Here is a 24166-nt window from a genome sequence, read left to right as displayed (position 1 = left end):
ACACAGATATGTGATACCACTTAGTGGTATTACTCTACTGAAACAGGGGATAAATGGAAGAAAAGACACTTAAAATGACTGCCACGTTAAGAATAGTTAAAAAGCGAACAGGTGTTTGTATCTATTCTCACATCTTCATGCTATTGTTATGCGACCTTACATATTGCACATTTGCATTGTCATCGCGCCTGAAGCGATGATAAGGGAAAAAGATAGTCACGAAAACAAAGTATACGAAAGGACAATCAGGATCAGAACGATGTATTAATGACGACCATGAAAACGAACGGAAGCAATCACCGGCAGTCAATGGGTGAAGGATCTGGTTGGTGATTGCTTTTAGAAAAGATTGACCATTGAACTTATTCTATAAAAAGAAGCTATAACACAGGCAAGCAAGGTGTGAGTTGGAATTTGTGCGTCTGTTAAGGTGTCGGTAGAGGGTGGCCGGCACCTTATTTTTTTAGGGTCTTTCCGCAAGCCGGAAAGGCTTTTTTGTTTTTTATCCCTGTCCAAAGCTGTAAATTCACTGTTATAAAGACCTTATTCCCCATTAGGAATATTTGCCATACCGGTTGCTTGCTTTATTTTCATAGTTGATTTGTGGAACGAAAACAGCATTATGACTACTGCGGAACATCAGCGACTAACCGTCAATGCAGCCAAAAAAATACCCCTGGAGCAATGGGGCCCCTACCTCAGTGAGCGTCAGTGGGGCACTGTGCGGGAAGACTATAGCATGAATAGTGATGCCTGGAATTATTTTCCTTTTGATCACGCCCATTGCCGTGCCTACCGCTGGGGAGAAGATGGCCTGGCGGGCATCTCCGACTTTTTCCAAAACCTTTGTTTTTCCCTTTCACTCTGGAATGGCAAGGATAAGATACTCAAAGAACGCCTGTTTGGACTGGGCAATTATGAAGGCAATCATGGCGAAGACGTAAAAGAGCTTTATTATCACCTGGATAACCTGCCCACCCATTATTATATGCAGTATTTGTATAAATACCCGCAGCAGGCCTTTCCTTATGATCAATTACGCGAAGAAAGCCGCAACCGTTCCCGCCAGGAACCTGAATATGAAATACTGGATACGAGTGTCTTTAACGATGATCAGTACTTTGATGTGCTGGTTACCTATGCCAAGGAAAATGCCAAAGATATTTTCATAAAGATTGATATCACCAACCGGTATAGCAAAGCGGCCGATATTACCCTGGCGCCCGTGCTCTGGTTTTATAACCGCTGGTCGTATGACGAATCGGAGAAAAAGCCACATATAACCCGGCGAGATAAAACTTCTGTGAAAGCGACTCATGGCCGCCTGGGGGCTTATTATCTCTATTATATGCCGGCAGCCGATAGCCTCATGACAGAAAATGAGACGAACCTTGAAATTGTAAGCGGCCAACCCAATACATCACCTTTTACCAAGGATGCTTTTCACCGTGCCATTTTAAAAGGGGAAAACCTGGCGGCGCTGCAGCAAAAGCGGACCGGGACCAAGTTTTCGCCGGTGTATAAGTACCATATCGGGGCGGGCGCTACCAAGACCACTTACCTGCGCCTGAGCAATAAGATTTTTGATAATCCCTTTGCTACCGGGTTCACCAGCATTTTCAATGCCCGCAAAGAGGAAGCCGATTCTTTTTATGATGCCGTATTAGGAGCTACCACCGATCCGGAATGGAAAAGGATCCAGCGACAAGCGCTTTCCGGCATTTTATGGAGCAAGCAGTATTACCACTATGACGTGGAACGCTGGCTTACTACCAGTGATGGTATTACGGATGTGAATCCCGGCAAGCTGCATGGACGCAATGCCGACTGGAAGCACCTCAAGAACCAGGATATTATTTCCATGCCCGACAAATGGGAGTACCCCTGGTATGCGGCCTGGGACCTGGCCTTCCAGTGTATTCCGCTGGCCATGGTAGACCCCACTTTCGCCAAGCACCAGCTTATCCTCATTATGCGGGAATGGTATATGAAACCCGATGGCCAGTTGCCGGCCTATGAATGGAACTTCGGCGATGTAAATCCGCCTGTACAGGCCTGGGCTGCCCTGCAGGTATACCGGATAGAAAAGAACCGCACCGGTAAAGGGGATATCGCCTTCCTCAAACGGATCTTCCAGAAGCTGATCATCAATTTTACTTGGTGGATCAACCGGAAAGACTCCAATGGCAATAATATGTTTGAAGGGGGCTTCCTTGGGCTGGATAATATCGGCGTATTCAACCGCAGCAGTGTACTGCCCGGTACGATGCAACTGGAGCAGGCCGATGGCACGAGTTGGATGGGGATGTATGCGCTGAATATGATGGACATGGCATTGGAAATAGCCATGAAGGATGAGGCATTTGAAGATACGGCGACGAAGTTCTTTGAACATTTTGTGCTGATTGCCGAAGCGCTCAATGAACAGGGCATGTGGAATGCGGAAGACAAGTTCTTTTATGATACCCTTTCAATAGCCGGGTCGGCCCCGCTGCACCTGCGGGTATATTCCATTGTAGGATTAACCTCTTTGTTTGCCGTATCGGTTATTGAGAAAAAGATACTCGATAAGCTCAGTGATTTCAAAAAACGCATTACCTGGTTTGAGAATTACCGGCTGAAGAACGGTCGTTTCTGGCCCAATGAAGAACGGGCCGGAGGCGAAGAGATCCTGTTATCGCTGGTGCCCCGGGAAAAGCTGGTGCAGTTGCTGGAGCGCCTGCTGGATGAATCGCAATTCCTGTCGGACTATGGTATCAGGGCTTTGTCCAAGTACCATGAAAAGCATCCTTATGAGGTTACCATTAATGGTGTTGATTATAAGGTGCAGTATGATCCCGGCGATTCTACGTCTGACTTCTTTGGTGGCAATTCCAACTGGCGTGGCCCTGTGTGGATGCCTATTAATTATATCATTATTCAGTCCATCCGCCGCTTTGGCGAATTTTATGGTGACGACCTGCTGGTGGAATGCCCGGTAGGTTCCGGCAACCGCATGAACCTGATGCAGGTAGCCGACGAACTCACGTTAAGACTTATCAAGTTGTTTGATAAAGATGAAAAAGGTAAACGGCCCACAAATGGTGAAGAAAGCTGGTTCTATGAGCGGCCGGGTAATGAAGATCTCATCCTGTTTTATGAATATTTTCATGGCGACTCCGGCAGTGGCCTGGGCGCCAGTCATCAAACCGGCTGGACAGCATTGGTAGCCAAGCTGGCGCATATCCTGTGCGACCGGAAGGCGGCAACCAACCACAAACCGGAGGAAGAACAGGTGCCCGATGACCGCCTTTAATCAATATTTATTCATTCGTTATGTCCACGCTCACCGTCACCACCATACAAACCATCCTGCATTGGGAAGATAAAGCCGCCAATCTGCAGATGCTGGAAGAAAAGATCGGCCAATTACCAAAAACAGAAGTGGTGGTATTGCCCGAAATGTTCAGTACCGGCTTTAGTATGAAGCCTGAAGTACTGGCAGAAACCATGGAAGGCGAAACCATCAACTGGATGAAAAGAATGGCTGCACAAAAGAAGATCATCCTTGCCGGCAGTCTTATTATTGAAGACAGCGGCCATTATTATAACCGCCTTGTGTGGATGCTGCCCAACGGACAATATGGGTATTATGATAAGCGGCATTTATTTGCCTATGCAGGTGAGCATGAACATTATACACCCGGCCATAAGCGCCTCATCGCTTCGGTTAAGGGATGGAGGATTAATTTACTGGTATGCTATGATCTCCGTTTTCCGGTATGGGCCCGGCAGGCTACGCCGCTTACGGAAGCAGAAGCTGCTAACAATGAAGCGGAATATGACTTGCTGATATACGTAGCCAATTGGCCCGAACGGCGCAACCATGCCTGGAAAACATTGCTGCAGGCGAGGGCCATCGAAAACCAGTGTTATGTGATAGGCGCCAACCGCGTGGGTAAAGATGGCAATGATATTTATCACAGCGGTGATAGTATGATCGTGGACCCCATGGGTGAAGTATTATATACCAAAGCACATGAAGAAGACATACATACGTTAACACTGCAAAAAGAAAAACTGGAAGAGATCCGCCATAAATTACCCTTCCTGGAGGATGCGGATAACTTCATCATCCAATCATAAAACCTTTCCATGTCCATTGCTTATACCAATGCCCGCCTGTTTACCGGTCATGCTATAGAAACGAATAAAGCTGTTCTCACCCAAAATAACATCATCGTTGATGTGGTACCGGCAACGGAAGTGCCATCGCATTATACCGTACATGATTTACAGGGTCATCATCTTGCGCCTGCCTTTATTGACCTGCAGATCTATGGTGGTAACGGTAAGCTGTTCTCACACGAAATAAGTGTGGCATCCCTCCAGGCTACGTATGAATATTGCCTGGCCGGTGGCTGCACCCATTTCATGATCACCATGGCCACCAATACCATTGAGAAGTTCCTGCAGGGAATGGAGGTAGTGAAGCTGTATTGGGAACAGGGCGGTAAAGGATTACTGGGCCTGCACCTGGAAGGCCCGTATATGAATCCGGTAAAGCGCGGCGCTCACCTGTTGGATTGTATTAAGCAACCTACCCTGGAAGAAGTAAAGCTATTGCTGGAACGGGGGGCGGCTATTTTTAAGATGATCACCCTGGCACCGGAACAATGTGACCCGGCTATTATTGCATTGCTCCTGCAGCATAATATCATTGTATCAGCAGGTCATAGCAATGCTACTTACCAACAGGCCATGGGCGCCTTTGACCTTGGGATACCGGCGGCTACGCATTTGTTCAATGCTATGTCGCCACTACAACACCGGGAACCCGGTATGGTGGGCGCCATCTTTAATCATCCTGCCGTGGTAAGCAGCCTTGTTTGCGATGGTATTCATGTGGATTATGCGGCGGTGAAAATTGCCAAGTCGGTCATGAAGGAGCGGTTGTTCTTTATTACCGATGCGGTGGCGGAAACAACAACCGGTGAATACCAGCACCTGTTTAAAGGAGATCGTTATACGTTGCCTGATGGAACGCTCTCCGGCAGCGCGCTTACAATGATGCAATGTGTGAAAAACGCCGTGGAGCATGTGAATATTCCTTTAGAAGAAGCTTTGCGCATGGCATCTACTTATCCTGCGCAGTTGTTGCGTGGTAAAAAAGCCGGTCTTATTGCCAAGGGTTATGAAGCCTATATGGTGGTGTTTGATGACGCGCTGAAGGTGCAGCAGGTAATACAATAGTTTATGGCTTCGGATGGGCGGCCATGCCACTTTTTTGCATAATTAACTTACGTACAGTATCTATTTTAGGGTCAACGCCCTGGCGGATAGTCTCTGCCGTAGGAGCTGCTTCAATATCGGGTATAATACCCCGGCCATCCTTTACGAGGTCTTTATTCATCACCAGCCTGAACCTCGGTAACCGGAAACGGACACCGGTATTGGGCAGCGTAACATCCGGGATCATCCAGGCAGAGTTGCCATAGGCGCCGCCGCCTGTTTCTTCTCCAATGATCTTCACATTGTGCTGACCTTTTAATACGCCCGCAAACAAGGTAGTGGCGGAGAAAGAATTGCCGCCGGTAATGATGTAGATATCACCATTAAAATGATTGCGCTTCTTGGGTTTGAAGTAATGCCGTTCAAAATAACCAAAATGGTACAGTCCGTCCTTTTTCTTGTGGGTAATGGCCTGCATCATGAGCCAGTACACCGGCTGCCATTGAATGTATTTGGTATAATGGCTGGTTCTGCGGGGGGTGTAGAGGGAGTCGGCCAGCTTAAATTTTTTATTGGCCAGGTAGCGGGTGAGTTTCGTGGAAATGCCGGCATCACCGCCTCCGTTTGAACGCACATCTACCACGAGGTGCTGTATGTTCCGCTTTTTCAGTTCCCTGAATGAGCGCCGGAAGAAAGGCCGCAGTTTATTACCCTTGGCAAAGGTATTCACCGTCATATAGGCCGAGGAAAGCGAGGTATCAATCTGCACACTGCGCACACCATTGAGCATTGGGGCACGGGGCGCCTGCCTGGGCGGCCTTCCTGTGGGCCTGCTGCCTGTGCTGCCGCGGTTGGCCGTATCTGCACGGGGATCATAAATGGGTATCACGGTTTCTCTTTCCGTGTCATCATTGTCGCGGTAGGTGACCGTGAACTGGTCGGTTAATCCCAATATATTCCGGTACAGGTTGCCGAAGCTGCCACGGTTGCTCAGTATCTGGTATTTGCCGGTTTGTGTATAGCCGTCGCCGGAAACATAATTAAAAAAAGTATCTGCCAGTTGTGCCGTGCGCCAGCCATTGATGCCAGTGATCACTGTACCCCGTTTCAATATAGAATCTTTCCGGTTCAGGTTGGTAATGACCATCATAGAATCCGGCCATACTTTCAGGTGAAGCGGGAATACCGGTAACCTTACTGTATCGAGGTAGCTGCTGTAGGGTTTAGAGAAGCGAACAGCGGTATGTCCACAGCGGATCTTGCTGGTTACCCAGGCCAGTAAGTTCCTGAATTGCGGCTCACTCATGGAGTCGTTAATACTGTTGTAACCAGTATTGAAAAAATAATCCATGCTGTCTTTAGGGGTAAACCAGTAGAGGCTGGGATGTGATTCTTCCAGTATGTTGCGGAAATAATGGTAGTCCTGCTGAAGCTGTGCAGCAGCATATTTCTTATTGGGATCAAATGACTTCCGGGAAGAAGCGCATCCTATGGAAAACATCGCCAACACGATCACTACAAAACAGGGTAACCACTGCCTCATGCAAAACCATTTAAACTCAGGTATTCTTAAATGCATTCCAGCCCTGCGCCGTTATATTGTGCGTACCGCCGCCTTTCGTTAAAATCTTTGTCCCCTCTTCCGCATCTGTCATATAACCGATCACGCTGATCTGCTCATTAAGAACGAGTTTTTCGTAATCAGATTGTGGCAGGGTGAACAGCAATTCATAATCCTCTCCGCCGCTCAACGCACAGGCTGTAGGGTCAATCTCAAATTTAAAGGCTGCCCGCCGCATTTCCTCCGCAATCGGGATTTTTTCTTCGTATAGACGGCAGCCCAGGTTACTGTCCTGACAAATGTGTAAAATGTCAGAACTCAACCCGTCACTGATATCCATCATTGCCGTAGGCTTGATACTGCTTTGCGCAAAAAACTCAATGATATCCTTCCTTGCTTCGGGTTTCAGCAGCCGGCCTATTACATAGGATTCGCCTTCCAGGTCGGGCTGTATTTTAGGGTTTTCGAGGTAGATCTGCTTCTCCCGTTCCAGGAACAGCAGCCCTACATAGGCGGCCCCGAGATCGCCGCTGCAGCAAAGCAGGTCACCCTTTTGGGCGGTACTTCTTTTTATAAAAGTATCCGGCGCCACTTCGCCAATGGCGGTAACGGATATAATAAACCCTTTTTGAGAAGAACAGGTATCACCCCCCACCAGGTCTACCCCATATTTTTCACAGGCGGCATACACCCCTTCATAAAACTCATCCAATGCCTCCAGGCTGAACCGGTTACTGAAAGCGAGGCTCATGGTAACTTGCGTGGGCATGGCATTCATGGCGTAGATATCGCTCAGGTTCACCACCACACTTTTATAGCCCAGGTGCTTTAAGGGGGTGTACATCAGGTCGAAATGAACGCCTTCCACCAGCATGTCCGTGGTGACCACGGTTTGTTTGCCAAAATGGTCAATGATGGCGGCATCATCTCCCACACCCAGTACAGAGGAGGCATTTTGCAGCTCAATATTCTTTGTAAGGTGGTCAATGAGCCCAAACTCGCCCAGGTCGGTTATTTCAGTTCTTTCACTCATGGTCAAATTCGCTTTTAGGTGAATGCTGTTGAAATGGAAACATTATACCTTGTCATTGATCCAGCGCAGGATATCATCGTGGATCTTCCCGTTTGTGGCCACAATATGCGGCTGGTAGGGAGAATAATAATCGCCCTTAAAATCCGTCACTTTGCCACCGGCTTCTTCAACCATCAGGAACCCCGCTGCACTGTCCCAGGCCTGTAGCTTATGTTCATAGAACCCGTCGAACCGGCCCGCAGCCACCCAGCAAAGATCAATGGCGGCAGATCCCAGGCGGCGGACCGGGATGCCCTGGCGTATAAAACGGGAGAACACTTCCAGGGGCCCATTGGGCTGATTGATATAGGTATAGGGAAAACCGGTTACCAGGCAGGCCTTCATCAGGTCGGGCTGATTGCTCACCTGTATCGACTGACCGTTCAGCGTGGCGCCCTGGCCGCGTTCTGCGAAGTAAAACTCATTCAGGAAAGGGTTGTATACTGCGCCCATGATCATCTTTCCGCTCTGCTCCAAACCAATGGAAATGCAGCAAAGGGGAATGCCATGCGCATAGTTCACCGTGCCGTCAATAGGGTCAATGATCCATTTGTACTCGCTGTCCATTACGATCTCCCCCACTTCCTCACTCACGATAAAGTGATTGGGAAAGGCTTGTTTGATGATCTCCAGGACGGCTTTTTCAGAAGCATGATCTGCTTCGGTGACCAGGTTGTTGACTCCTTCTTTATTACTGATTTGCAGGTTTTTATTGTTGAAGTAGTGTTGTATCACCTCCGCGCCTGCTTCGGTAGCGTTAATAAGCGTTTCTTTTAACATCCCGCAAAGATAAGGGGGTTCCCACAGACAAATTTCTTCCCCCGGAAACACAATAAACTAATTATCCTCAAGAGATTGTGAATATGGCACGAAATTAAATACCTTCATTCGGGCAACTTTATCCCGCTCTGCGGAGCGATACAAACTCTTATTTATGTTCGACAAACTTTTTGGCTGGGGCAAGAAGAAAACGGAAGATCCTGCCATTCCTTTTGGTCGTTATTCAGACAACAACAAAACAGTAGAAAAGGTAAACTGCTGGACGGAATCTGATAACCTGTTCAAACAACAGCAATACCCCGAAAGCGTAGAAGCCTTTTTTAATTACCTGCGCGATGAGGCTGAGCAGAATGTAGTGCTGGAACGCAATGGCGCCGAAGGGCGGTTCCACCTGTACCAGGGCTCCAAAATAGTGCGGGGCGAGTTCAACCAGGAACGGGTGATGGCAGAAGTGACCCTTGCGAAAATGGCGCAGCCCAGCGTGCCGGTGATGCGCCGCCTGCTCGAAATGAATTTCAACCTGTATTACAGCCGGTATGCCCTCGATGGCGATCGCCTCTGCATGCGGTTCGATAGTAATATCAAAGCGGCCAATCCGAATAAACTCTATTATGGTTTGAAAGAGCTGGCCATTAAAGCCGATAAGCTGGATGACCTGCTGGTGCAGGAATTCTCTGCCCTGCAAACGATAGATACGGAACACATCACTGAAGTACCCGCTGCCGAAAAAGAGATCCGGTACAAATTCCTGTCCAAATGGATCCAGGATGCCATTGACTATACCGCCAGTCTCGATGCCGATAAGTTTTCCGGCGCTATTGCTTATATGCTGCTGGCCCTTGCTTTCCGGATTGATTATATGCTTTGTCCTGAAGGCAAGCTGCAGCTTGAACTGGAAAAGATTGTAGACATTTATTTCCGCAAGGATGAAAAGCAGATTACCGAGCGCAACCAGGCCATGATAGAAGCCTACCGCAAGTTCCTGGCAAAATCGTCCGAAGAAGTATATCCTTTCTTCTTCCGTTCCAAGCATACTTTTTCCATCGTGGCCCCGCAGAACCATAAGTCGGTGAATGAGGCCATTAATGCGGCCACCCAGAATATGATCTGGTACCGCGATAACCAGTACCCGCTTATTGCCAATGCCATACTGGAATACGGGTTTTCTTTCTGCCAGTATTCTTACAGCCTGCCCCGGCCGCTTGCCGATCTGTTCCGGTTATACATGCAGATCAACCATGCGGATTATTTTGTGGCGCTCGGCTTTACCACACCCTATTATGATGCGGCCGCCAATGAATTTGAAGTGGACAATATCCGTCAGCGTATAGAAGATATAGTAGCTGTGTGGAAACACAAATACACCAAACTGGAGTTTAAGACCGGCAACCTGCGTTATGATACGCTGGTGAATTTCAATACCAGTTTTACTGCAGAAATCGCGGTGCTTAATTTTGACTAATTCAGCAATACATTGTTATGCCTACACAGGAAGTAATAGAACGGTTTCACCCTGCCATTATACAAATTGCCACCCAAACGGGTACCGGCACCGGTTTTTACCTGCGGGAATATGACCTCATCATCACCAATGACCATGTGGTGGCCGATAATCCCGAGGTGACGATTGCCGGCAAAACTTTCGACAAAGCCTTATCGAGGGTATGGTACACCGACCGTAAACATGACCTGGCCTTTCTGCAGCCACCCGGAGGTGTTGAACTGCCCGCATTACCGCTGGGACACTATGAAACCCTCAAGGACGGAGATGAAGTGATTGCCATTGGCCACCCCTTTGGACTGAATTATACCGCTACGCAGGGCGTTATTTCCAAAGTAGACCGTATACGGGATGGGTTGAAATTTATCCAGATAGATGCGGCCATCAATCCGGGCAACAGTGGTGGTCCGCTGGTGAATGAGCAGGGAGAGGTGATAGGAGTAAACTCCTTTATTATCCGCGGAGGCGATAACCTCGGCTTTGCCCTGCCGGTATATTACCTGCAAACGGCCCTCCAGTTGTATGCGCCCCATAAGGGAACGCCCTCTACCCGTTGTCCCAGTTGTGATTCATTGGTATTGCCCGATACGATAGATTCTGCCAAATATTGCCCGGCCTGTGGCACAGAAGTGAAGTTGCCCGAAATGCCGGAAAAAGAAGCGGAGCCTGTTGGCGTAGCCAAAACCATTGAAGAGATCCTGAAGGAGCTGGGCAAGGATGTAAAGCTGGCCCGGTCGGGCGCTAACCGCTGGGAGGTAAAGGAAGGCAGTGCGAAGATCAAGATCAGTTACAATCCTGATAACTATTTCATTGCAGGTGACGCCTACCTGTGTCAACTGCCGCCGGATGGCACAAAGATCAAACCGCTGTACCAGTTCCTGCTGCAGGAAAATTATCGTATGAATGGCCTGGTATTAAGCTGCGCCAGCCAGAATATCATACTGTCCTGCATTATTTATGACCTGGACATCTCCAAGGAGATTGGCGCCGGTATGTTCAGCACGCTCTTTAAACAGGCCGATCATTATGACGACCTGCTGAAAACGGAGTATGGCTGTGTAGAGCGCCTGGAAGAAGTATAAGCAGCCTATGCTATTTTTGACGCCATGCTCAACCGTAAACAGCTTACCAAGGAACAGGCACTGCAAAAAGCCCGTCACTATTGCGGCTACCAGGAGCGCAGTCACCTGGAAGTGAAGGAAAAACTATACTCCTTTGGCCTGTACAAACAACAGGTGGAAGAATTGTTGTCACAACTTATTGAAGAGAACTACCTCAATGAAGAGCGTTTTGCCATCCAGTTTGCCGGCGGGCGTTTCCGCCTCAAACAGTGGGGCCGTATCAAAATAAAATATGAGCTCAAGCAAAAGCGGGTCAGTGAATATTGTATCAAAAAAGCCCTGAAGGAAATAGAGGAGGATGATTACCTCAAAACCCTGCAGACGCTGGCGCAGAAAAAATGGGCTTCGGTCAAAGGCGAGGGGGTGAACCACTATGTAAAACTCAGCAAAACCACCGATTACCTGCTGCAAAAAGGCTATGAGCCGGAGCTCATCAGGCAGGCTATCGCCAACCTGTCCAAAAAGGAAGAATAACCCCCCTTTCTGTAGGCGCATCTTTCGTTTCTGCGCTCAAGCTTCTGGATACTGGCTTCTGAATGCTGCATTCTTGTATTCCCCTGGCATTATTCTTTTATCAGTTTTCAAAAAGAGGTTATGAAACTACTTACTTCGCTGGCCGGTGGGCTTGCCGGCGCTATAAGTGTTACTATTTTACACGAATTGGTCCGTAAAATTGACCCATCTGCTCCACGGCCCGGTCGCCTGGGAGAGCGGGATAAGCGGCGCTGGCTCACGGTGGGCTTGAATGTGGCGGGAGGGCTCATTGCAGTGGGTGTAACCAAGTGGCTTGAAAGGAGGGCATCCGAAAAACAGCGGCCCAGGCCTGCCCGCATCCTGGCGCCAAACGAAGCCTATAAGCCCGTGCTGGACATTACTGTATAACCTACTTGTAAGATACCCCGGATCCGTAGTCGTCCTGTCATTCGTACTACATTGATAACTATAAAAACGTACTACTATGGACCTCGGAGAACAAATTTTAAAGATCCTCAACAAGAAGTATGCACCTTCGTCGCTCATTGAAACGAAGTTTCAGCGCTATGACCTGGCCTTTAAGACCGACCGGGACGGACTACCGGTAGTGGCTTTCCTGGGACGGAAAGATGAAAAAGGTATTATCTGCGGCGAACGTTTTGCCCGCCGGCTAAAACAGTTACTGAATGGCAACATTATAAAAGAATATTGGGAATATAAGGGCGAGGCCCAACTGAAACCGGTATAAGGCTTACAGGTCTTTTTGCTAGCAGGCAATAAAAAAAACCGGCGCAGATAGGTAGCCGGGCTTTTATATTTAAAGTTGTTGGAACCAATCATCGTTTCGCCTTGAACTCCGATCCTTCCTTCCATCCGGGCACTTTATCGCCGGAAGCGATCCGCTTTCCTACCTGGAACAACAGTTTCAGGTCATCCAGTCCGCCGGCCAATGTCCACGTAGCGGCATCATATTCGTCAGAAGGGCGGTGGTAATGTTTTTCCCGGTATTCTTCATGTACCTTTTCGCCATATGCCGCGCCTTTGCCCACGATGTCAATACCCCGCTCCGTATACAAAGCAGGGATGCCTACTTTGGCAAAATTGAAATGGTCTGAACGGTAGTAGTAACCAGCTTCCGGATGGTTCTCGAAAGCTATATACCGGCCAGACTGCTCTGCTGCTTCTTTCAGGTAATCTTCCAGCTCCGATTGGCCCTGGCCTACTACGATAATATCTTTTGTTTGTTCAAAGGGGCTCAATCCATCCATATTGATATTGGCGATTGTTTTGGCAGCAGGGTATATAGGGTTCTGTGCATACCAGGCCGACCCCCAAAGCCCCTGCTCTTCGGCAGTGACCGACAGGAAAAGGATGGTGCGCTCCGGTTTCTCGGGTAAACTCTTAAAGGCGCGGGCCAGCTCAATCAGTCCTGCAGTAGCGCTGGCATTGTCAAATGCGCCATTGTAAATGGAATCACCTGTTTCATCCGGTTTGCCAATACCGAGGTGATCCCAATGGGCTGTATAAATGATGTATTCATCTGGCCGCTTGCTGCCGGTGATCTTGCCGATTACATTGTGCGATTTATTGTAAACAGACTTCACCTGCATGGTGGTGGAAAGTTTTACATTCAAAGGCGTTCCTTTAAAACCACGTATATCGGCTTTGGCCAGTGCACTGCTGTTCAGGCTGGCGGCCGCCAGTAATTTATTGGCGGTGGGACCCGATACCCAGCCGATCACATCGCAAAGCTGTTCGCTCTTACCGCGATTGTCCAGGCGCAGGCGTGATCCGTTCCAATTATTTTGTACTACTGCAAAGGGATAGCTGGCCGCCTGTGTATTGTGTACGATCAAACAGCCTTTTGCGCCCTGGCGGGCCGCTTCTTCAAATTTATAGGTCCAGCGGCCATAATAGGTCATCGTTTTTCCTTTGAATAAAGTGCTGTCGCCACTGTTATAGCCAGGATCATTCACCAGTACCAGTACTACCTTCCCTTTTACATCGAGCCCTGCATAATCATTCCAGTTATATTCAGGCGCTACTACACCATAACCCGCGAAAACAAGTTCATTTTTATCCAATGTGATCAAAGAATCTGTTTTATCTGTCCAGATCACGTAGTCATCAAAACCTTTCAGGGAGAAATTGCTTTTGGCGCCCTGCACCTGCATGGCAGGTGCTGCTGTGGTGGTGATATTCACCATGGGCACTTCCTGGAAATAGCTGTCGCCATTACCCGGCTCCAGTCCGGCCAGGGCAAACTGTTCTTTCAGGTAGTTGATCGTTTTGGTCTCTCCTTCTGTAAAAGGTTTGCGGCCCAGAAACTCATCGGCCGCCAGTACGGCAATATGTTTGGCCAGGCTGTCGGCGCTCATCACCGATGCACCCTCTTCACTATGTGCTGTTGGTTTGTTGTCATTACAGGCCACTGCCAGTGTAGTAACAGCCAGGGAAAGCTGTACAAAATAGGAACGCATAATTTGGTTGTAGTTTTTATGAAGGGTAAAAGGTAAGATAAAACGGGAAATTTATTTAACAAACTGTTGAGTATATGCCATTCTGGCTCACCTTATACAGCTATTTGCCAAAGCGTTTGTAAGTAATCATCCATTCACTATTAAATACCCATTAAAACCGCTGCTGTAGAAGAGAATTTTGGCATATAGGGGCACGGTTATTGGAATAGTGTGTCCATATTCAATAATAAAAAATGGAGGTGTTATGAAAACCAGGACAGAGATCTTCGAGTTATCAATAGACGGTAAACCGGTTGTAGTAAGAGCTACTCCTTATCAAACGCTTTCCACTGAAACCCGTTTCAGGGTAAGTATCGATGATAGTCCCATCTATATTTTTGGCTGGGATAAAGACCTGAACCGTCTCACAACTATTGAAAGCAGCAGTGCTGCGGGTAATGTACCTGCTACCATAGAGGAAGCGATCAGTCACCAGCTTTACCAGCGCATGGCCGCTTAAAAATATATATCCAATTTCAGAAAAACTAAACGCAGGGTTATGGCCCTGCGTTTTTGTTAAGTTGATTGTCTTTTATTTATATAACCATCTTGAAAAATGTTTCCTGTATCACCGCCTTTGCCCGCTCAAACCGCTGCTCCCAGTTGCCGCGGATAGTAACATAGGCAATACCGCTTTCCTGTAATTGCCGTTCGTGGTAACCACTCAGTACATTTCTTTCCGTTTCGGAAAGCCGGGTGCCATCCTGTACATACGAGCAATCGGTAGCTAAAAACAAATGCAGGTCAAACCGGTTTTCCGCATCAATCCACCCCGGCACCACCAGTTCCCTTTTAAACAAGTAACGTGAATAGGATTTTGTAATGTTTACATCTGTATCACACAGCAGGATTTTATTGGCCTGCTTTACCCGCTCATTGATCGTTGTGGCATGCAGGGTGGCAATTTTCAGCAGGTCGTCATATACTACTTCTTCAGTTGTTTCAATCACTTCACGGGCCATTTCTGGTACAAAGGCGGTATTGAAGTGACGGGCCAGCCGCTCCGTCAGGGTAGACTTACCGGTAGATTCTGATCCGCTGAGGCAGACCTTCTTTACAAAATATGGGCGGGCAGCTTCCGCAATAAATGACCATTGTTGAAACGGGTCCTGTAAAATAGCAGAGGCCGAAATTGGCGTCCGCTTTCTTTCGGGGTCAAAACACCGGTGTTCAATATTCAGGTATTCCGCCACATAATCACCATAAGGCTCTGAAGAAACAAAAATACCAATACCGGGAAAATGATCACGGATATAAGCTGCCCATAGGGCAGAGATCTCCCTGGAAGCAACAGAACTGTTGGGCAGCACCGCGTCATCATATTCCACCAGGGCAATCTGCACCCGGTGATCATTCCGGAAAGTTTCATCCATCCAACTTTTCCGTACAGTGCCGCTGATTGGTTCTTTGTCCGATGCGCAGAGCATCACTACTAACTCATCACAATGCTGCAAGGCAAAATGGATCAACGCAACATGTCCTGCATGAAGCGGCATAAACTTCCCCAACACCAATCCTTTCTTCATAATACTGTTACTTGAAGTTCACCCTTACCCCCACATAAAAATTCACCGGTGCCTGAATAAAGTAACCCGGAACACCCGATGCCGTAATCAATCCATTCGTATAATACACCTGGTCCGTAATATTATTCACTACGCCATACCATGTCAGCGCCCGCCACTGCCAGCTCATATCGGCATTCAGGATAAAGTAATCGGGCAACTTCGTTGTGTTCGCATAATCAATATACGATTCACCCTGGTAACGAAGACCAATACCTCCCTGCCAACGCTTCTTCACCAGCCTTATTTCCTGGTTGCTGATAACAGCAGGAGTTAATACAGGCTGCAGATGCACGCCTTCTTCTTTAATCCGGTTCACCGAAGTGGCGCTCTGGTTCCTTAACTCAATCCCATTGCCCAGCCGCCACCAGGCATCCAGTTCTATACCGCTCCGGTAGCTGCGGGCGGCACTGCTGTGCAGGGGAACACCGGTAGGTCCTACCTGTCCATTCAACGTGATCTCATGGCGGAAGCGCATATAATACAGGTTGGCGCTTACCAAAACATTCCGTGCGAAATACTTAACACCCAATTCCTGGTCAATAGCCTGCTCCGCCTTTACAGGGTTGAACAACAACTCGCCATTGCTGTCTCTGGTCAGGTCGTCATTGCCCATAAACAGGTCATTACGTGTGGGCTCCCGGTGTGTTTGCCCGATGGAATAGTATAACCGGATGCCATTAGGCAGGCGATAGCTTACACCCAGTGTACTGTTCAGGAAATTCCAGTATTGTCCCGGCATCACTTCATTGCCAGTGTAGGTAAAGTTGCTGTAACGATACTGAAGATCGCCCAACATACTCCAGTTCCCGATATCTATAATGGCTTTGCTAAACAGGCTGGCTTCATTCCTGTAGCCGGTATTCGTGTACAATTCTCCGATTGTCTTTTCACTGCCCCGATGCCTGCGCTGGTACCATTGGGTTTGTATGCCATTGTACCACTTTAGGTGCCTGGATGTATAAGTATGGTAAGAAAACACACCAGTAAAGTTGGACCGGAAAGCATAGTTGTACAGCTCATCCGTGGAAGGCATGCCGATAAAATGATTATAGTCAAAATCATAATTGCCGTCGAGGTAATTGTAAAAAACACCGCTGTGCAACTGGTTGCGGCTGTTGAGTTGCCATTCATGATGTACCTGCACATGCGCCTGCAGAAAGCGGTCGTACTCCTGGTTGCCGTTGGCATTGTACCGTTTATTTTTTTGCAGACTGTCCATTGGCGCCCCGATCCAGGCTAGCTCATTCTTTTGTTCTCCTAAAAAGGATACTACATACACTTTGTGCTTTTCACCCCAATAGCCAGGATTAATAAAAACCGAGCTGGATGTATTGGCGCTATGATCACGGTAGCCATCCGAATGCAAATGGGAGCCCCTTGCATATAATCCCATCTTATTGTTCAACCCGGTATTTATACTTCCATTCAGCCGGTAATAATTGAAAGAACCATACCCTGCTGAAACCTGACCACCGGCACTGTCCCTGAAACGTACCGATTCAAAATACAGGCTGCCGCCATAGGCTGCTACTCCCTGTTTGGAAAAACCGGCACCGCGTTGTACCTGTACACCGGATACCGATTCCAGAAAATCCGGGTAATTGGAAAAATAAACACCCTGGTCTTCCGGCTCATTCAGTGGCACGCCATTCAGGCTCATGTTTATCCTCGTTTGATCAATACCCCGTATACGGAAATAAGAATACCCGGAACTGCTGCCGGCATCTGTATAAAAAGTGACGGAAGGAGTTTGTGATAACAATACAGACGGCTCTTGCCCGTAATTCCTGCGTTCCAGCTCCTTCCGGGAAATATGGCTCATCGTTACCGGTGATGATGCGGGCGGCGTAAAAGGAGAGGTAACTACCACTTCTTCCAATACTGTACTGGTATCTTTTTTCTCCTGACCAACTAAGAATTGGAAAACAAATATTGATCCTATAAACAGGTATGCCTTTTTCATGTTTATGATACCGTTGCTTTGAGTTCACACAGAGATGTCCATTCTTTATAAGTGAGTTCTGTAATTCTCTTTCTTATATATGTTATATCGTACTCTTTTTGAAAAGCATCTTCTTTCGGATATGGATCTACAACAATCATTCTTTTACCTTTGGATAAGTAGTTTTTTTCTATCATTTCATTAATTTTTTCATCCTTAAACCCGTATCCAATGACGAATAAGTAATCTGAACTTTGAAGGTTATGACAGAAATGATCAAATAATGGTTTATAGAATTCATTATCATAGTAGAGAATCTTCGCTGTTGTTCCACTTAAAAAGTCCGGGTAGTTATATTGGTAGCCTGATACATATTGGAGTTCTCCAGTCTCTTTATTAGTTTCTTCTTTATATAGGTCTCCCACTCTCCAATTCCTTTTAACTCTTGTGAGGTCGGGGGTTGGTGAAGCCAAGTTAAATATATACGTATCTACACTACCATGCAGCTTAGAAAAGCATAACTTGTTATTGTATTTGCCATTAAAAAACTTAATTCTTACTTTATGTGTTTTAATTATACCCTGATCAGTAAAAGAAACATCACCGTAGTAAGGAGAGCCTAAATCTGTAAAACCATCGCAATAATATCCAGCAATTTCCTCATGATGCGAACCAAGAAATTCAAAGAACATATCATGGTTTAATGAATGAACTTTAATATCATGGTCAGAAATACAGTATTTAAGAAACCTTATAAACGGATCATATTTGGGATAGTTTAGCAAGGAAACATCCTGGTAATACTTTGATTGATTTAGTAGTGATGCAATAAGTTGAGAAAAAGTATTATGAAATCGGCCAATTAAATTAATATTATCATCTATGTGTCTATGTGTAGCCTGAATTTTATTTCTGTAGTTATCCAGAAAATTTTTTAACTCTTTTGGAAAGTTATTATCACGATAAGGGAAAAAATAATAATCAAAGAAATCCTCATAGTTAAATTTACTTTTATCCTTTATTACTTCGTGTATGTAAAACTGTATAAACTCTTCAACAAACATTCGATCTTTAAGGCTAAACCGACCATTTGGATCTTCCTGATCTTTTTCTAAAAATGAAGCAGAAAGATCACTACTTATACGAATATGTTTGGCCTGTAAGTTTACCAGCCGATCGTTTATTTCTTTTACACCAGGGATTCCTTCTTCAAAAGAAAAACCTGACCCCAATAGAAATGAAATCATATATAAACAGTTTAATTTGTTCAGCTTGTTATACCCAGAGCTTAGGCTAGTTTATGAATCTTTGCCTGAACGGCTCTATAATACTCTCCTTATTCGTTTTTACCGCAAAAACGATCTTCCTGAACTGCCGGTTAAAAGGTCCTTGTAAAGTCTCTTGGAATAAGGTGGCTATATCCTCCGGGTTATTCCGGAAAACGCCACAACCCCAGGCGCCCAATACCAGCGTATCATGGCCATAATGTGCACAAAGCGCCAGCAGCTTCTCAATCCTTACACGCATCACAGGAGTGATCTGGTTCCGGTTGGAAGGTTCGCGTTCCATTACTACCCCGGCATTTACAGCAGGCGATGTGATAATGGAGGGACATACCAATGCGTCGAGCAGGTTGCCTGCTTCATCTTTCATCACCGGGACACCGGGAGAATAAATCATATGATCAGAATACAAACAGGTGGATTGTTTCCGGTGGTAGGAATAATAACCGGGAGCCGTCAACAGACAGGGATACAATCCAGAAGCCCGCGCGATACATTCTTCTTGCGCTATGGCTCCTCCTAAAAATCCACCACCGGGATTTTTGGCCGAAGCAAAGTTCAAACAGAGTACCTTGCTGAAACCTGCTGTGGACAACCGCCTAACAGCATCCAGTGTTGTTTCATTCGTTACCTCACAGTTAGTGTCAAAGCTTTGACTATTCTTAAAATCATCCCGGATATCAGCTAACGCTTCCGGTGTAAACAGCCGGGTGTTATCAATGGCTTGTTGTAAAACCGGTTTTGTTTCCACCCGGTCGCCATTTGTATTAATATAAAACCCTTGTTCAATTAATTGCAGCGTATCTTCTGCGATAGCCACACGCTCACGTTGGTTCATACATCTCTTTTTAAATAGTAATGTCTTTAAGTTAATAACCGGTCCCTTGCTTCCATCAGCGCAAACCCCAGCAGGTTGGTTCCTTTCCATTTGAAAGGGTTCATAGCATCCTGAGAATTCTGAGATAGCCCGATACCCCAGATGCGATCCATTGGACTAGCCTCTACAATAACCTTTTTTCCTGTTCTCAATAAAAACTCCTTTAACAGTGGGTTTTGGGAAAACTTATGATAGGAGCCTTCTGTTACAAAGCCATAACCCTCTTTTTGCCATACAACAGCCTCGAAATTCTTTACCTTTCTGCCAATGGCTTTGGCTGCACCGGCCTTATTCGTTGCCAGTACTTGTTCGTAAGCTGCCTGATCATCGAAGAGCAAAGCTTTCCTGGCCATCATCCAGTGCTCAGCCGTGGGATAGGTAATGCCGTCCACTGTGAATGCGGCAGGAAACCACTGGCTTAGACAGGATTTATCAACAACCCCTCCCTGTTTTTGCGTATGCCCCCAGAAGAATAAGTATTCTACAGGCTGTTCTGCTTCAATATGTTTCTTTAGTATGTCTAATGAGTATTTCATAAATCATATACAGTTACAGGAACGCCTTGCTTACTTACTGCTTCGATCACAGGTTCCATTTTGTCCCAGGTGCCTCCGGCAAGGCCGCAGCCTATGCGGGGCATATGTACACTTGCATTCTTTTCTTTGGCAAACAATGCCACTTTCTCAAGAGCGATCTTTATGGCATCATACCTTACAGGTGGATTGCCGGCTTTATCGTTTTTGATATCATGCTGGCCGATCATATTAGCCACCCACGTGTCAGCACTTACAGGAACAAACTGCACTTCACCCAATGCGAAATTTTCTTTTGACTGAAACCACTTCTTGTATGATTGCTTCGGTTCTTTCCATTTGGCACTTAATGCCATCACAAAACCCCTGCCCCAACTTCCAATGTCATTACACACGTGCACTATAATTTTATTGCCACTTACGACAGGCGCTGTGGCATCTCCTTTAATATATTGAATGGCCATAGCTGCTAAATTAATCTACCGTTACTTCCTTCTTTTCCTTACAGGCCCGCTCCCGTACTCCTTCAAAGTTTACTTCATAGGTCAGCGCGCCATTCTCAAATACGGTTACCAGTTCATCTTTGAATGCAGGTCCCTGCTCTTTGCGTATGGTGCGATAGCCTTCTTCTGTTTGGATCAGTTTCAACTGACCCGCCTTTGACCGCTTGAATGATTCCACCAGCCTGCCGTGTGAGTCAATCTCGATAGGATGTTTCTGTACATCAGTAGCCTCGCCATTTACTTCTGCATAAGAACATTTAAAGGCAAATTGCTGGGTGTCCCTGTCCACCTTCTGCAACAAAGCGCCCCCCATGCCCAGTACCAGGTTCTCAGCACTGATGCCATTAATCTTCAGGGCGCTGTATATGTGGCGGATCGTGTCTACTGTAACGCCATCACCCTGCAGCACACGCACCTGTGGAGGCAATACTTTATATCCTTTTTCATTGAAGGTGTAACCAAACTTATCCATCAATATGTCAAATACCCTCAACAGTGTGAATACAGGATCACCACTATCCGGGCGGATTACTAGTACGCCATCCCGGCTCAACACCAGTTCCTTCAATTCTGTACCCCAGTATTCACTGCAGGCCCTGAAAATATCAAAAGAGTCAGAAACACAGGCTACCGTACCACTGGGGAAAGTTCTCAGTACATGCTTAAACACTTCCAGTTCTCCTTCCTCACCCAGCAAGGTGCAGATAGAGTGCTCCGTAGCGGGAACTGATAATCCAATTACCCTGTTGGCGCCATAATACCGTTGCGCCAGCACACTGGCCATAATATTATCACTGCCATTGAAGTTCAGCAGGTGCGCCGCACCACCCAGGCCCGCACTTTCTACAGAGCTCACACCACGGAAGCCAAAATCATTCAACACAAAATCAATAGCAGCCATAGCGCTTTCAGAAGCTGTTTCCTGGAAATATTCAGTGGCGATTGTCCGGACAGCACTGGATAGGGTAGCCACCGTACATGGATACCATACCTGCATCAGCAAAGTCTCCAGGAAATTCGTAAGCCAGAAACATTCCGGGTCAGTATTCTCGATCGTAACCAATACATTATTTACCGGTACGTGGGTGCCTTCGGGTACAGCTTTGATTCGCACGGGCAACCTGCCGCCATGCTTTTGAACGATGTAATCAAATTTGCTGCGGTCAAATACATCCTGGCGGCCAAATACCTGTTCCAGGAAGCCTGCTGCTGCATCAATCTTTTCCGTTGTGATCACTTCCCCTTCGAGGTAATACTTCAGGAAATATTGCAATCCGAAGAATACTGTTTCGTCAAACTGGCCGCCGCGGCTTTCGAGGTAAGAATAGATCTTGGTGGTGCCGGGGTAATATAACTTGTGGTGTGAGTATTTATAGGCGTCGGCAAGCAGTAAGATATTTTCCTGGGTTTTCATCGTGTTCATTTTTAGCGTAAAAAAGTATAAGGGTTAAGTTTATTGTTCAATAGTCTGGGCAGACAAGCGCACATTTTTTACCAGCATATTTACCAGCACATGGTGCTCGGCTGCAATCGTGTTCTCTTCTATCATGTGCTGCAGGGAAGCAACCGGAAACCAGGCGACTTCACCCAGATCATCATTGGCCTTCGCCTCACCGCCCACAAAATCAGTCTTGAAAAACAAGGTCATGATCTTATCGGCTTCGCTGCGGTACCGCCAGTCATCAATCCGGGCAGAACCTACATATTGCATGGGTCCGGTGATGAGTTCACCACATTCTTCCTGCAGCTCACGGGCGGCAGCATCCTCATAGCAGGCATCAGCAGGATTGGCAAAGCCACCGGGAAACCGCCATTGGGCCACGCCATGCTTTTTGCCCAGTAATACTTCTGTTTCGTTATTCCTCAATACAGCAATATCTACTGTGGGGTAAACTTTTTCATACATATTGTGATAGGCATAATTGATGCCCATCCTGAAATCAACAGAGTCAAGCACTTTATCTGCATTGGCATCACGGATGGCGGTGGCAGAGTGATCGCCCAGCTCGGGCAGCGCTACCACCGGCAAATGACCACTATAATAAGGAATAAAACAGTCGCGACTTCCATATAACACAAAGGACTCCTGGGGGAAACTGCCGGTCAGCAACCCGTCCAGGTGTTCACTCCACATGGCATCATCCGGATGGTCGCTCAGGGGCAGTACCAGCAGCTCGGGCGCGAAGTGCTTCAGTAATTTTTCGCGGGTATAATAATCAAAAGGATTGCGGCGGCTACCTTTTACCGGCGATACACCCAATATGATGATCACCTTATTGTGTTTGGCCCTGATCTCATTCACCAGGTATTGATGCCCCTCATGCAGGTAAGGGGTCTGGAAGCGGGCGATGATAACTCCTGTTGTCTTCATTTTGCGTCATTTCTACGCAAACATAGAGAGCCTTTCTGAATGCGCCAAATATTTTGCGTGAAAAAGACGCAAAATTAACATAAGGCTGGTGATAAGAAATAATACAAAGCGTGGAGTTTTGTGGAAAATGTTGTTTATGTGTGGATTAGGTCTATTTTCTCAGATCTCAAAATTCATCCCCTCTTTTTCCAGTTGTTGGTACCGCTGCTCATTAAACCGGTACATTTTACTGGGCCTGCCTTTGCCTTCTGCCCTGGCTACCTCATTGGTTTCATCCAGTATGCCCAGCGCCATCATCTTCCGGGAAAAATTGCGGCGGTCAATATCCCTGTCCAGCAGGGTCATATACAAATGCTCCAGGTCGGCAAAAGAAAATACCTTGTCCAACAGCTCAAACCCTATTGGCTGGTACCTGATCTTGACCCTGATCCTTTCAATGGCGGTCTGCAAAATAGCTTCATGGTCAAAAGCCAGCGGGGGTAGCTCCTTGATGCCAAACCATTGTGCATGTTCTGCATCTGTACTCGCCTTCAATTGCTGGAATTGAGCCGATTTCACCAGGGCGAAATAAGTAATGGATATAATACGCTGCCGCGGGTCACGCCCAGGATCGCCAAACGTATACAATTGCTCCAGGTAGTTGACGGCAATGCCTGTTTCTTCCTGTAATTCCCGGCGCACGGCCGCTTCCAGCGACTCTTCTTCCAATACAAAACCACCTGGTATAGCCCAACTATTTTGAAAAGGAGGATACTTACGTTGTATGAGCAGTACCGACACGCCTTCCTGCCTGGAGTAACCAAACACGACCGCGTCTACCGCTACTTTAATATGTTGATCAGAAGACATT

At 46.9% G+C, this 24166-nt stretch carries 22 protein-coding genes; 9 read left to right on the top strand and 13 right to left on the bottom strand.

What is annotated here, in order from left to right:
* Nucleotides 1-622 precede the first annotated feature (622 nt).
* Genes HB364_RS05360 through nagA form a run of 3 tightly spaced genes read left to right on the top strand, consistent with a single transcriptional unit; the run spans nucleotide 623 to nucleotide 5232 of the window.
* Nucleotides 623-3295, top strand: a complete 2673-nt coding sequence (locus HB364_RS05360) for an MGH1-like glycoside hydrolase domain-containing protein (RefSeq protein WP_167286843.1) — start codon at nucleotides 623-625, stop codon at nucleotides 3293-3295.
* A gap of 20 nt (nucleotides 3296-3315) precedes the next feature.
* Complete coding sequence (locus tag HB364_RS05355; protein WP_167286842.1) at nucleotides 3316-4125, top strand: amidohydrolase; 810 nt, start codon at nucleotides 3316-3318, stop codon at nucleotides 4123-4125.
* 9 nt (nucleotides 4126-4134) lie between these two features.
* Entirely contained in the window at nucleotides 4135-5232 is a 1098-nt protein-coding gene (gene nagA, locus HB364_RS05350) for an N-acetylglucosamine-6-phosphate deacetylase (protein WP_167286841.1), read from the top strand.
* Nucleotide 5233: 1 nt separating this feature from the next.
* Here the strand turns inward: nagA and HB364_RS05345 are convergent, their stop codons facing one another.
* From HB364_RS05345 to HB364_RS05335, 3 genes are read right to left on the bottom strand one after another with little or no spacing between them, the layout of a single operon-like run.
* Nucleotides 5234-6754: a S41 family peptidase gene (locus HB364_RS05345; protein WP_167286840.1), complete on the bottom strand. Its 1521-nt coding sequence runs from the start codon at nucleotides 6752-6754 to the stop codon at nucleotides 5234-5236.
* Between the two features lie 16 nt (nucleotides 6755-6770).
* Nucleotides 6771-7805 (bottom strand): thiamine-phosphate kinase, encoded by a 1035-nt coding sequence (gene thiL / locus HB364_RS05340; RefSeq protein ID WP_167286839.1) that lies wholly within the window; start codon nucleotides 7803-7805, stop codon nucleotides 6771-6773.
* Nucleotides 7806-7847: 42 nt separating this feature from the next.
* Complete coding sequence (locus HB364_RS05335) at nucleotides 7848-8624, bottom strand: inositol monophosphatase family protein (RefSeq protein ID WP_167286838.1); 777 nt, start codon at nucleotides 8622-8624, stop codon at nucleotides 7848-7850.
* Between the two features lie 154 nt (nucleotides 8625-8778).
* Between HB364_RS05335 and HB364_RS05330 the strand changes: the two genes are divergently transcribed.
* The 5 genes from HB364_RS05330 to HB364_RS05310 all read left to right on the top strand — a co-directional run bounded on the left by HB364_RS05330 (nucleotide 8779) and on the right by HB364_RS05310 (nucleotide 12468).
* On the top strand, nucleotides 8779-10086 hold the full coding sequence (locus HB364_RS05330) for a YbjN domain-containing protein (protein WP_167286837.1): 1308 nt from the start codon (nucleotides 8779-8781) through the stop codon (nucleotides 10084-10086).
* A 17-nt stretch (nucleotides 10087-10103) separates the two neighbouring features.
* On the top strand, nucleotides 10104-11207 hold the full coding sequence (locus HB364_RS05325; protein ID WP_167286836.1) for a trypsin-like peptidase domain-containing protein: 1104 nt from the start codon (nucleotides 10104-10106) through the stop codon (nucleotides 11205-11207).
* A 24-nt stretch (nucleotides 11208-11231) separates the two neighbouring features.
* Nucleotides 11232-11720, top strand: a complete 489-nt coding sequence (locus HB364_RS05320) for a regulatory protein RecX (RefSeq protein WP_167286835.1) — start codon at nucleotides 11232-11234, stop codon at nucleotides 11718-11720.
* Nucleotides 11721-11840: 120 nt separating this feature from the next.
* Nucleotides 11841-12128 (top strand): hypothetical protein, encoded by a 288-nt coding sequence (locus tag HB364_RS05315; RefSeq protein ID WP_167286834.1) that lies wholly within the window; start codon nucleotides 11841-11843, stop codon nucleotides 12126-12128.
* Between the two features lie 76 nt (nucleotides 12129-12204).
* A complete protein-coding gene (locus tag HB364_RS05310; protein WP_167286833.1) occupies nucleotides 12205-12468 on the top strand; it encodes a hypothetical protein in 264 nt (87 codons plus the stop codon).
* 88 nt (nucleotides 12469-12556) lie between these two features.
* Here the strand turns inward: HB364_RS05310 and HB364_RS05305 are convergent, their stop codons facing one another.
* Nucleotides 12557-14200 carry a M28 family peptidase gene (locus HB364_RS05305; RefSeq protein ID WP_167286832.1) on the bottom strand — a complete coding sequence of 548 codons (1644 nt, stop codon included), beginning with the start codon at nucleotides 14198-14200 and terminating at the stop codon, nucleotides 12557-12559.
* 244 nt (nucleotides 14201-14444) lie between these two features.
* Between HB364_RS05305 and HB364_RS05300 the strand changes: the two genes are divergently transcribed.
* On the top strand, nucleotides 14445-14699 hold the full coding sequence (locus HB364_RS05300) for a hypothetical protein (protein ID WP_167286831.1): 255 nt from the start codon (nucleotides 14445-14447) through the stop codon (nucleotides 14697-14699).
* Between the two features lie 76 nt (nucleotides 14700-14775).
* Here HB364_RS05300 and HB364_RS05295 read toward each other — a convergent pair whose 3' ends face one another.
* The 9 genes from HB364_RS05295 to HB364_RS05255 form a co-directional block, all read right to left on the bottom strand.
* Nucleotides 14776-15765, bottom strand: coding sequence for an AAA family ATPase (locus HB364_RS05295; RefSeq protein WP_167287744.1), 990 nt, complete (start codon nucleotides 15763-15765; stop codon nucleotides 14776-14778).
* Nucleotides 15766-15772: 7 nt separating this feature from the next.
* Nucleotides 15773-17770: a TonB-dependent receptor gene (locus tag HB364_RS05290; RefSeq protein ID WP_167286830.1), complete on the bottom strand. Its 1998-nt coding sequence runs from the start codon at nucleotides 17768-17770 to the stop codon at nucleotides 15773-15775.
* Between the two features lie 2 nt (nucleotides 17771-17772).
* On the bottom strand, nucleotides 17773-18996 hold the full coding sequence (locus HB364_RS05285) for an SIR2 family protein (protein ID WP_167286829.1): 1224 nt from the start codon (nucleotides 18994-18996) through the stop codon (nucleotides 17773-17775).
* A 46-nt stretch (nucleotides 18997-19042) separates the two neighbouring features.
* The gene (locus tag HB364_RS05280) at nucleotides 19043-19870 is read right to left on the bottom strand and encodes a TIGR02452 family protein (RefSeq protein WP_167286828.1); all 828 of its coding nucleotides are present in this window, start codon (nucleotides 19868-19870) and stop codon (nucleotides 19043-19045) included.
* Nucleotides 19871-19896: 26 nt separating this feature from the next.
* The gene (locus HB364_RS05275; RefSeq protein WP_167286827.1) at nucleotides 19897-20445 is read right to left on the bottom strand and encodes an NADAR family protein; all 549 of its coding nucleotides are present in this window, start codon (nucleotides 20443-20445) and stop codon (nucleotides 19897-19899) included.
* Complete coding sequence (locus HB364_RS05270) at nucleotides 20442-20906, bottom strand: macro domain-containing protein (protein WP_167286826.1); 465 nt, start codon at nucleotides 20904-20906, stop codon at nucleotides 20442-20444. The genes HB364_RS05275 and HB364_RS05270 overlap by 4 nt, the downstream gene beginning before the upstream one ends.
* Before the next feature lie 10 nt (nucleotides 20907-20916).
* The gene (locus HB364_RS05265) at nucleotides 20917-22359 is read right to left on the bottom strand and encodes a nicotinate phosphoribosyltransferase (RefSeq protein ID WP_167286825.1); all 1443 of its coding nucleotides are present in this window, start codon (nucleotides 22357-22359) and stop codon (nucleotides 20917-20919) included.
* 39 nt (nucleotides 22360-22398) lie between these two features.
* Nucleotides 22399-23316 (bottom strand): NUDIX domain-containing protein, encoded by a 918-nt coding sequence (locus tag HB364_RS05260; RefSeq protein ID WP_167286824.1) that lies wholly within the window; start codon nucleotides 23314-23316, stop codon nucleotides 22399-22401.
* Nucleotides 23317-23475: 159 nt separating this feature from the next.
* On the bottom strand, nucleotides 23476-24165 hold the full coding sequence (locus HB364_RS05255) for an NUDIX hydrolase (RefSeq protein WP_167286823.1): 690 nt from the start codon (nucleotides 24163-24165) through the stop codon (nucleotides 23476-23478).
* Nucleotide 24166 lies beyond the last annotated feature (1 nt).

Origin of the sequence: Paraflavitalea devenefica (assembly GCF_011759375.1) — a bacterium.
In the GTDB taxonomy this organism is placed as follows: domain Bacteria; phylum Bacteroidota; class Bacteroidia; order Chitinophagales; family Chitinophagaceae; genus Paraflavitalea; species Paraflavitalea devenefica.
Note: the sequence above shows the minus strand (reverse complement) of the source record. Positions and strands in the feature narration are given on the sequence as shown.

Excerpts from the sequence above, each read along its gene's own strand:
- nagA (WP_167286841.1), top strand. The coding sequence starts at position 4,135 with ATGTCCATTGCTTATACCAATGCCCGCCTGTTTACCGGTCATGCTATA.
- HB364_RS05345 (WP_167286840.1), bottom strand. The coding sequence starts at position 6,754 with ATGAGGCAGTGGTTACCCTGTTTTGTAGTGATCGTGTTGGCGATGTTT.
- HB364_RS05265 (WP_167286825.1), bottom strand. The coding sequence starts at position 22,359 with ATGAAAACCCAGGAAAATATCTTACTGCTTGCCGACGCCTATAAATAC.
- HB364_RS05255 (WP_167286823.1), bottom strand. The coding sequence starts at position 24,165 with ATGTCTTCTGATCAACATATTAAAGTAGCGGTAGACGCGGTCGTGTTT.
- HB364_RS05315 (WP_167286834.1), top strand. The coding sequence starts at position 11,841 with ATGAAACTACTTACTTCGCTGGCCGGTGGGCTTGCCGGCGCTATAAGT.
- HB364_RS05310 (WP_167286833.1), top strand. The coding sequence starts at position 12,205 with ATGGACCTCGGAGAACAAATTTTAAAGATCCTCAACAAGAAGTATGCA.
- HB364_RS05275 (WP_167286827.1), bottom strand. The coding sequence starts at position 20,445 with ATGAAATACTCATTAGACATACTAAAGAAACATATTGAAGCAGAACAG.
- HB364_RS05270 (WP_167286826.1), bottom strand. The coding sequence starts at position 20,906 with ATGGCCATTCAATATATTAAAGGAGATGCCACAGCGCCTGTCGTAAGT.
- HB364_RS05295 (WP_167287744.1), bottom strand. The coding sequence starts at position 15,765 with ATGAAGAAAGGATTGGTGTTGGGGAAGTTTATGCCGCTTCATGCAGGA.
- thiL (WP_167286839.1), bottom strand. The coding sequence starts at position 7,805 with ATGAGTGAAAGAACTGAAATAACCGACCTGGGCGAGTTTGGGCTCATT.
- HB364_RS05290 (WP_167286830.1), bottom strand. The coding sequence starts at position 17,770 with ATGAAAAAGGCATACCTGTTTATAGGATCAATATTTGTTTTCCAATTC.
- HB364_RS05305 (WP_167286832.1), bottom strand. The coding sequence starts at position 14,200 with ATGCGTTCCTATTTTGTACAGCTTTCCCTGGCTGTTACTACACTGGCA.
- HB364_RS05360 (WP_167286843.1), top strand. The coding sequence starts at position 623 with ATGACTACTGCGGAACATCAGCGACTAACCGTCAATGCAGCCAAAAAA.
- HB364_RS05320 (WP_167286835.1), top strand. The coding sequence starts at position 11,232 with ATGCTCAACCGTAAACAGCTTACCAAGGAACAGGCACTGCAAAAAGCC.
- HB364_RS05280 (WP_167286828.1), bottom strand. The coding sequence starts at position 19,870 with ATGAACCAACGTGAGCGTGTGGCTATCGCAGAAGATACGCTGCAATTA.
- HB364_RS05285 (WP_167286829.1), bottom strand. The coding sequence starts at position 18,996 with ATGATTTCATTTCTATTGGGGTCAGGTTTTTCTTTTGAAGAAGGAATC.
- HB364_RS05325 (WP_167286836.1), top strand. The coding sequence starts at position 10,104 with ATGCCTACACAGGAAGTAATAGAACGGTTTCACCCTGCCATTATACAA.
- HB364_RS05335 (WP_167286838.1), bottom strand. The coding sequence starts at position 8,624 with ATGTTAAAAGAAACGCTTATTAACGCTACCGAAGCAGGCGCGGAGGTG.
- HB364_RS05330 (WP_167286837.1), top strand. The coding sequence starts at position 8,779 with ATGTTCGACAAACTTTTTGGCTGGGGCAAGAAGAAAACGGAAGATCCT.
- HB364_RS05300 (WP_167286831.1), top strand. The coding sequence starts at position 14,445 with ATGAAAACCAGGACAGAGATCTTCGAGTTATCAATAGACGGTAAACCG.
- HB364_RS05355 (WP_167286842.1), top strand. The coding sequence starts at position 3,316 with ATGTCCACGCTCACCGTCACCACCATACAAACCATCCTGCATTGGGAA.
- HB364_RS05260 (WP_167286824.1), bottom strand. The coding sequence starts at position 23,316 with ATGAAGACAACAGGAGTTATCATCGCCCGCTTCCAGACCCCTTACCTG.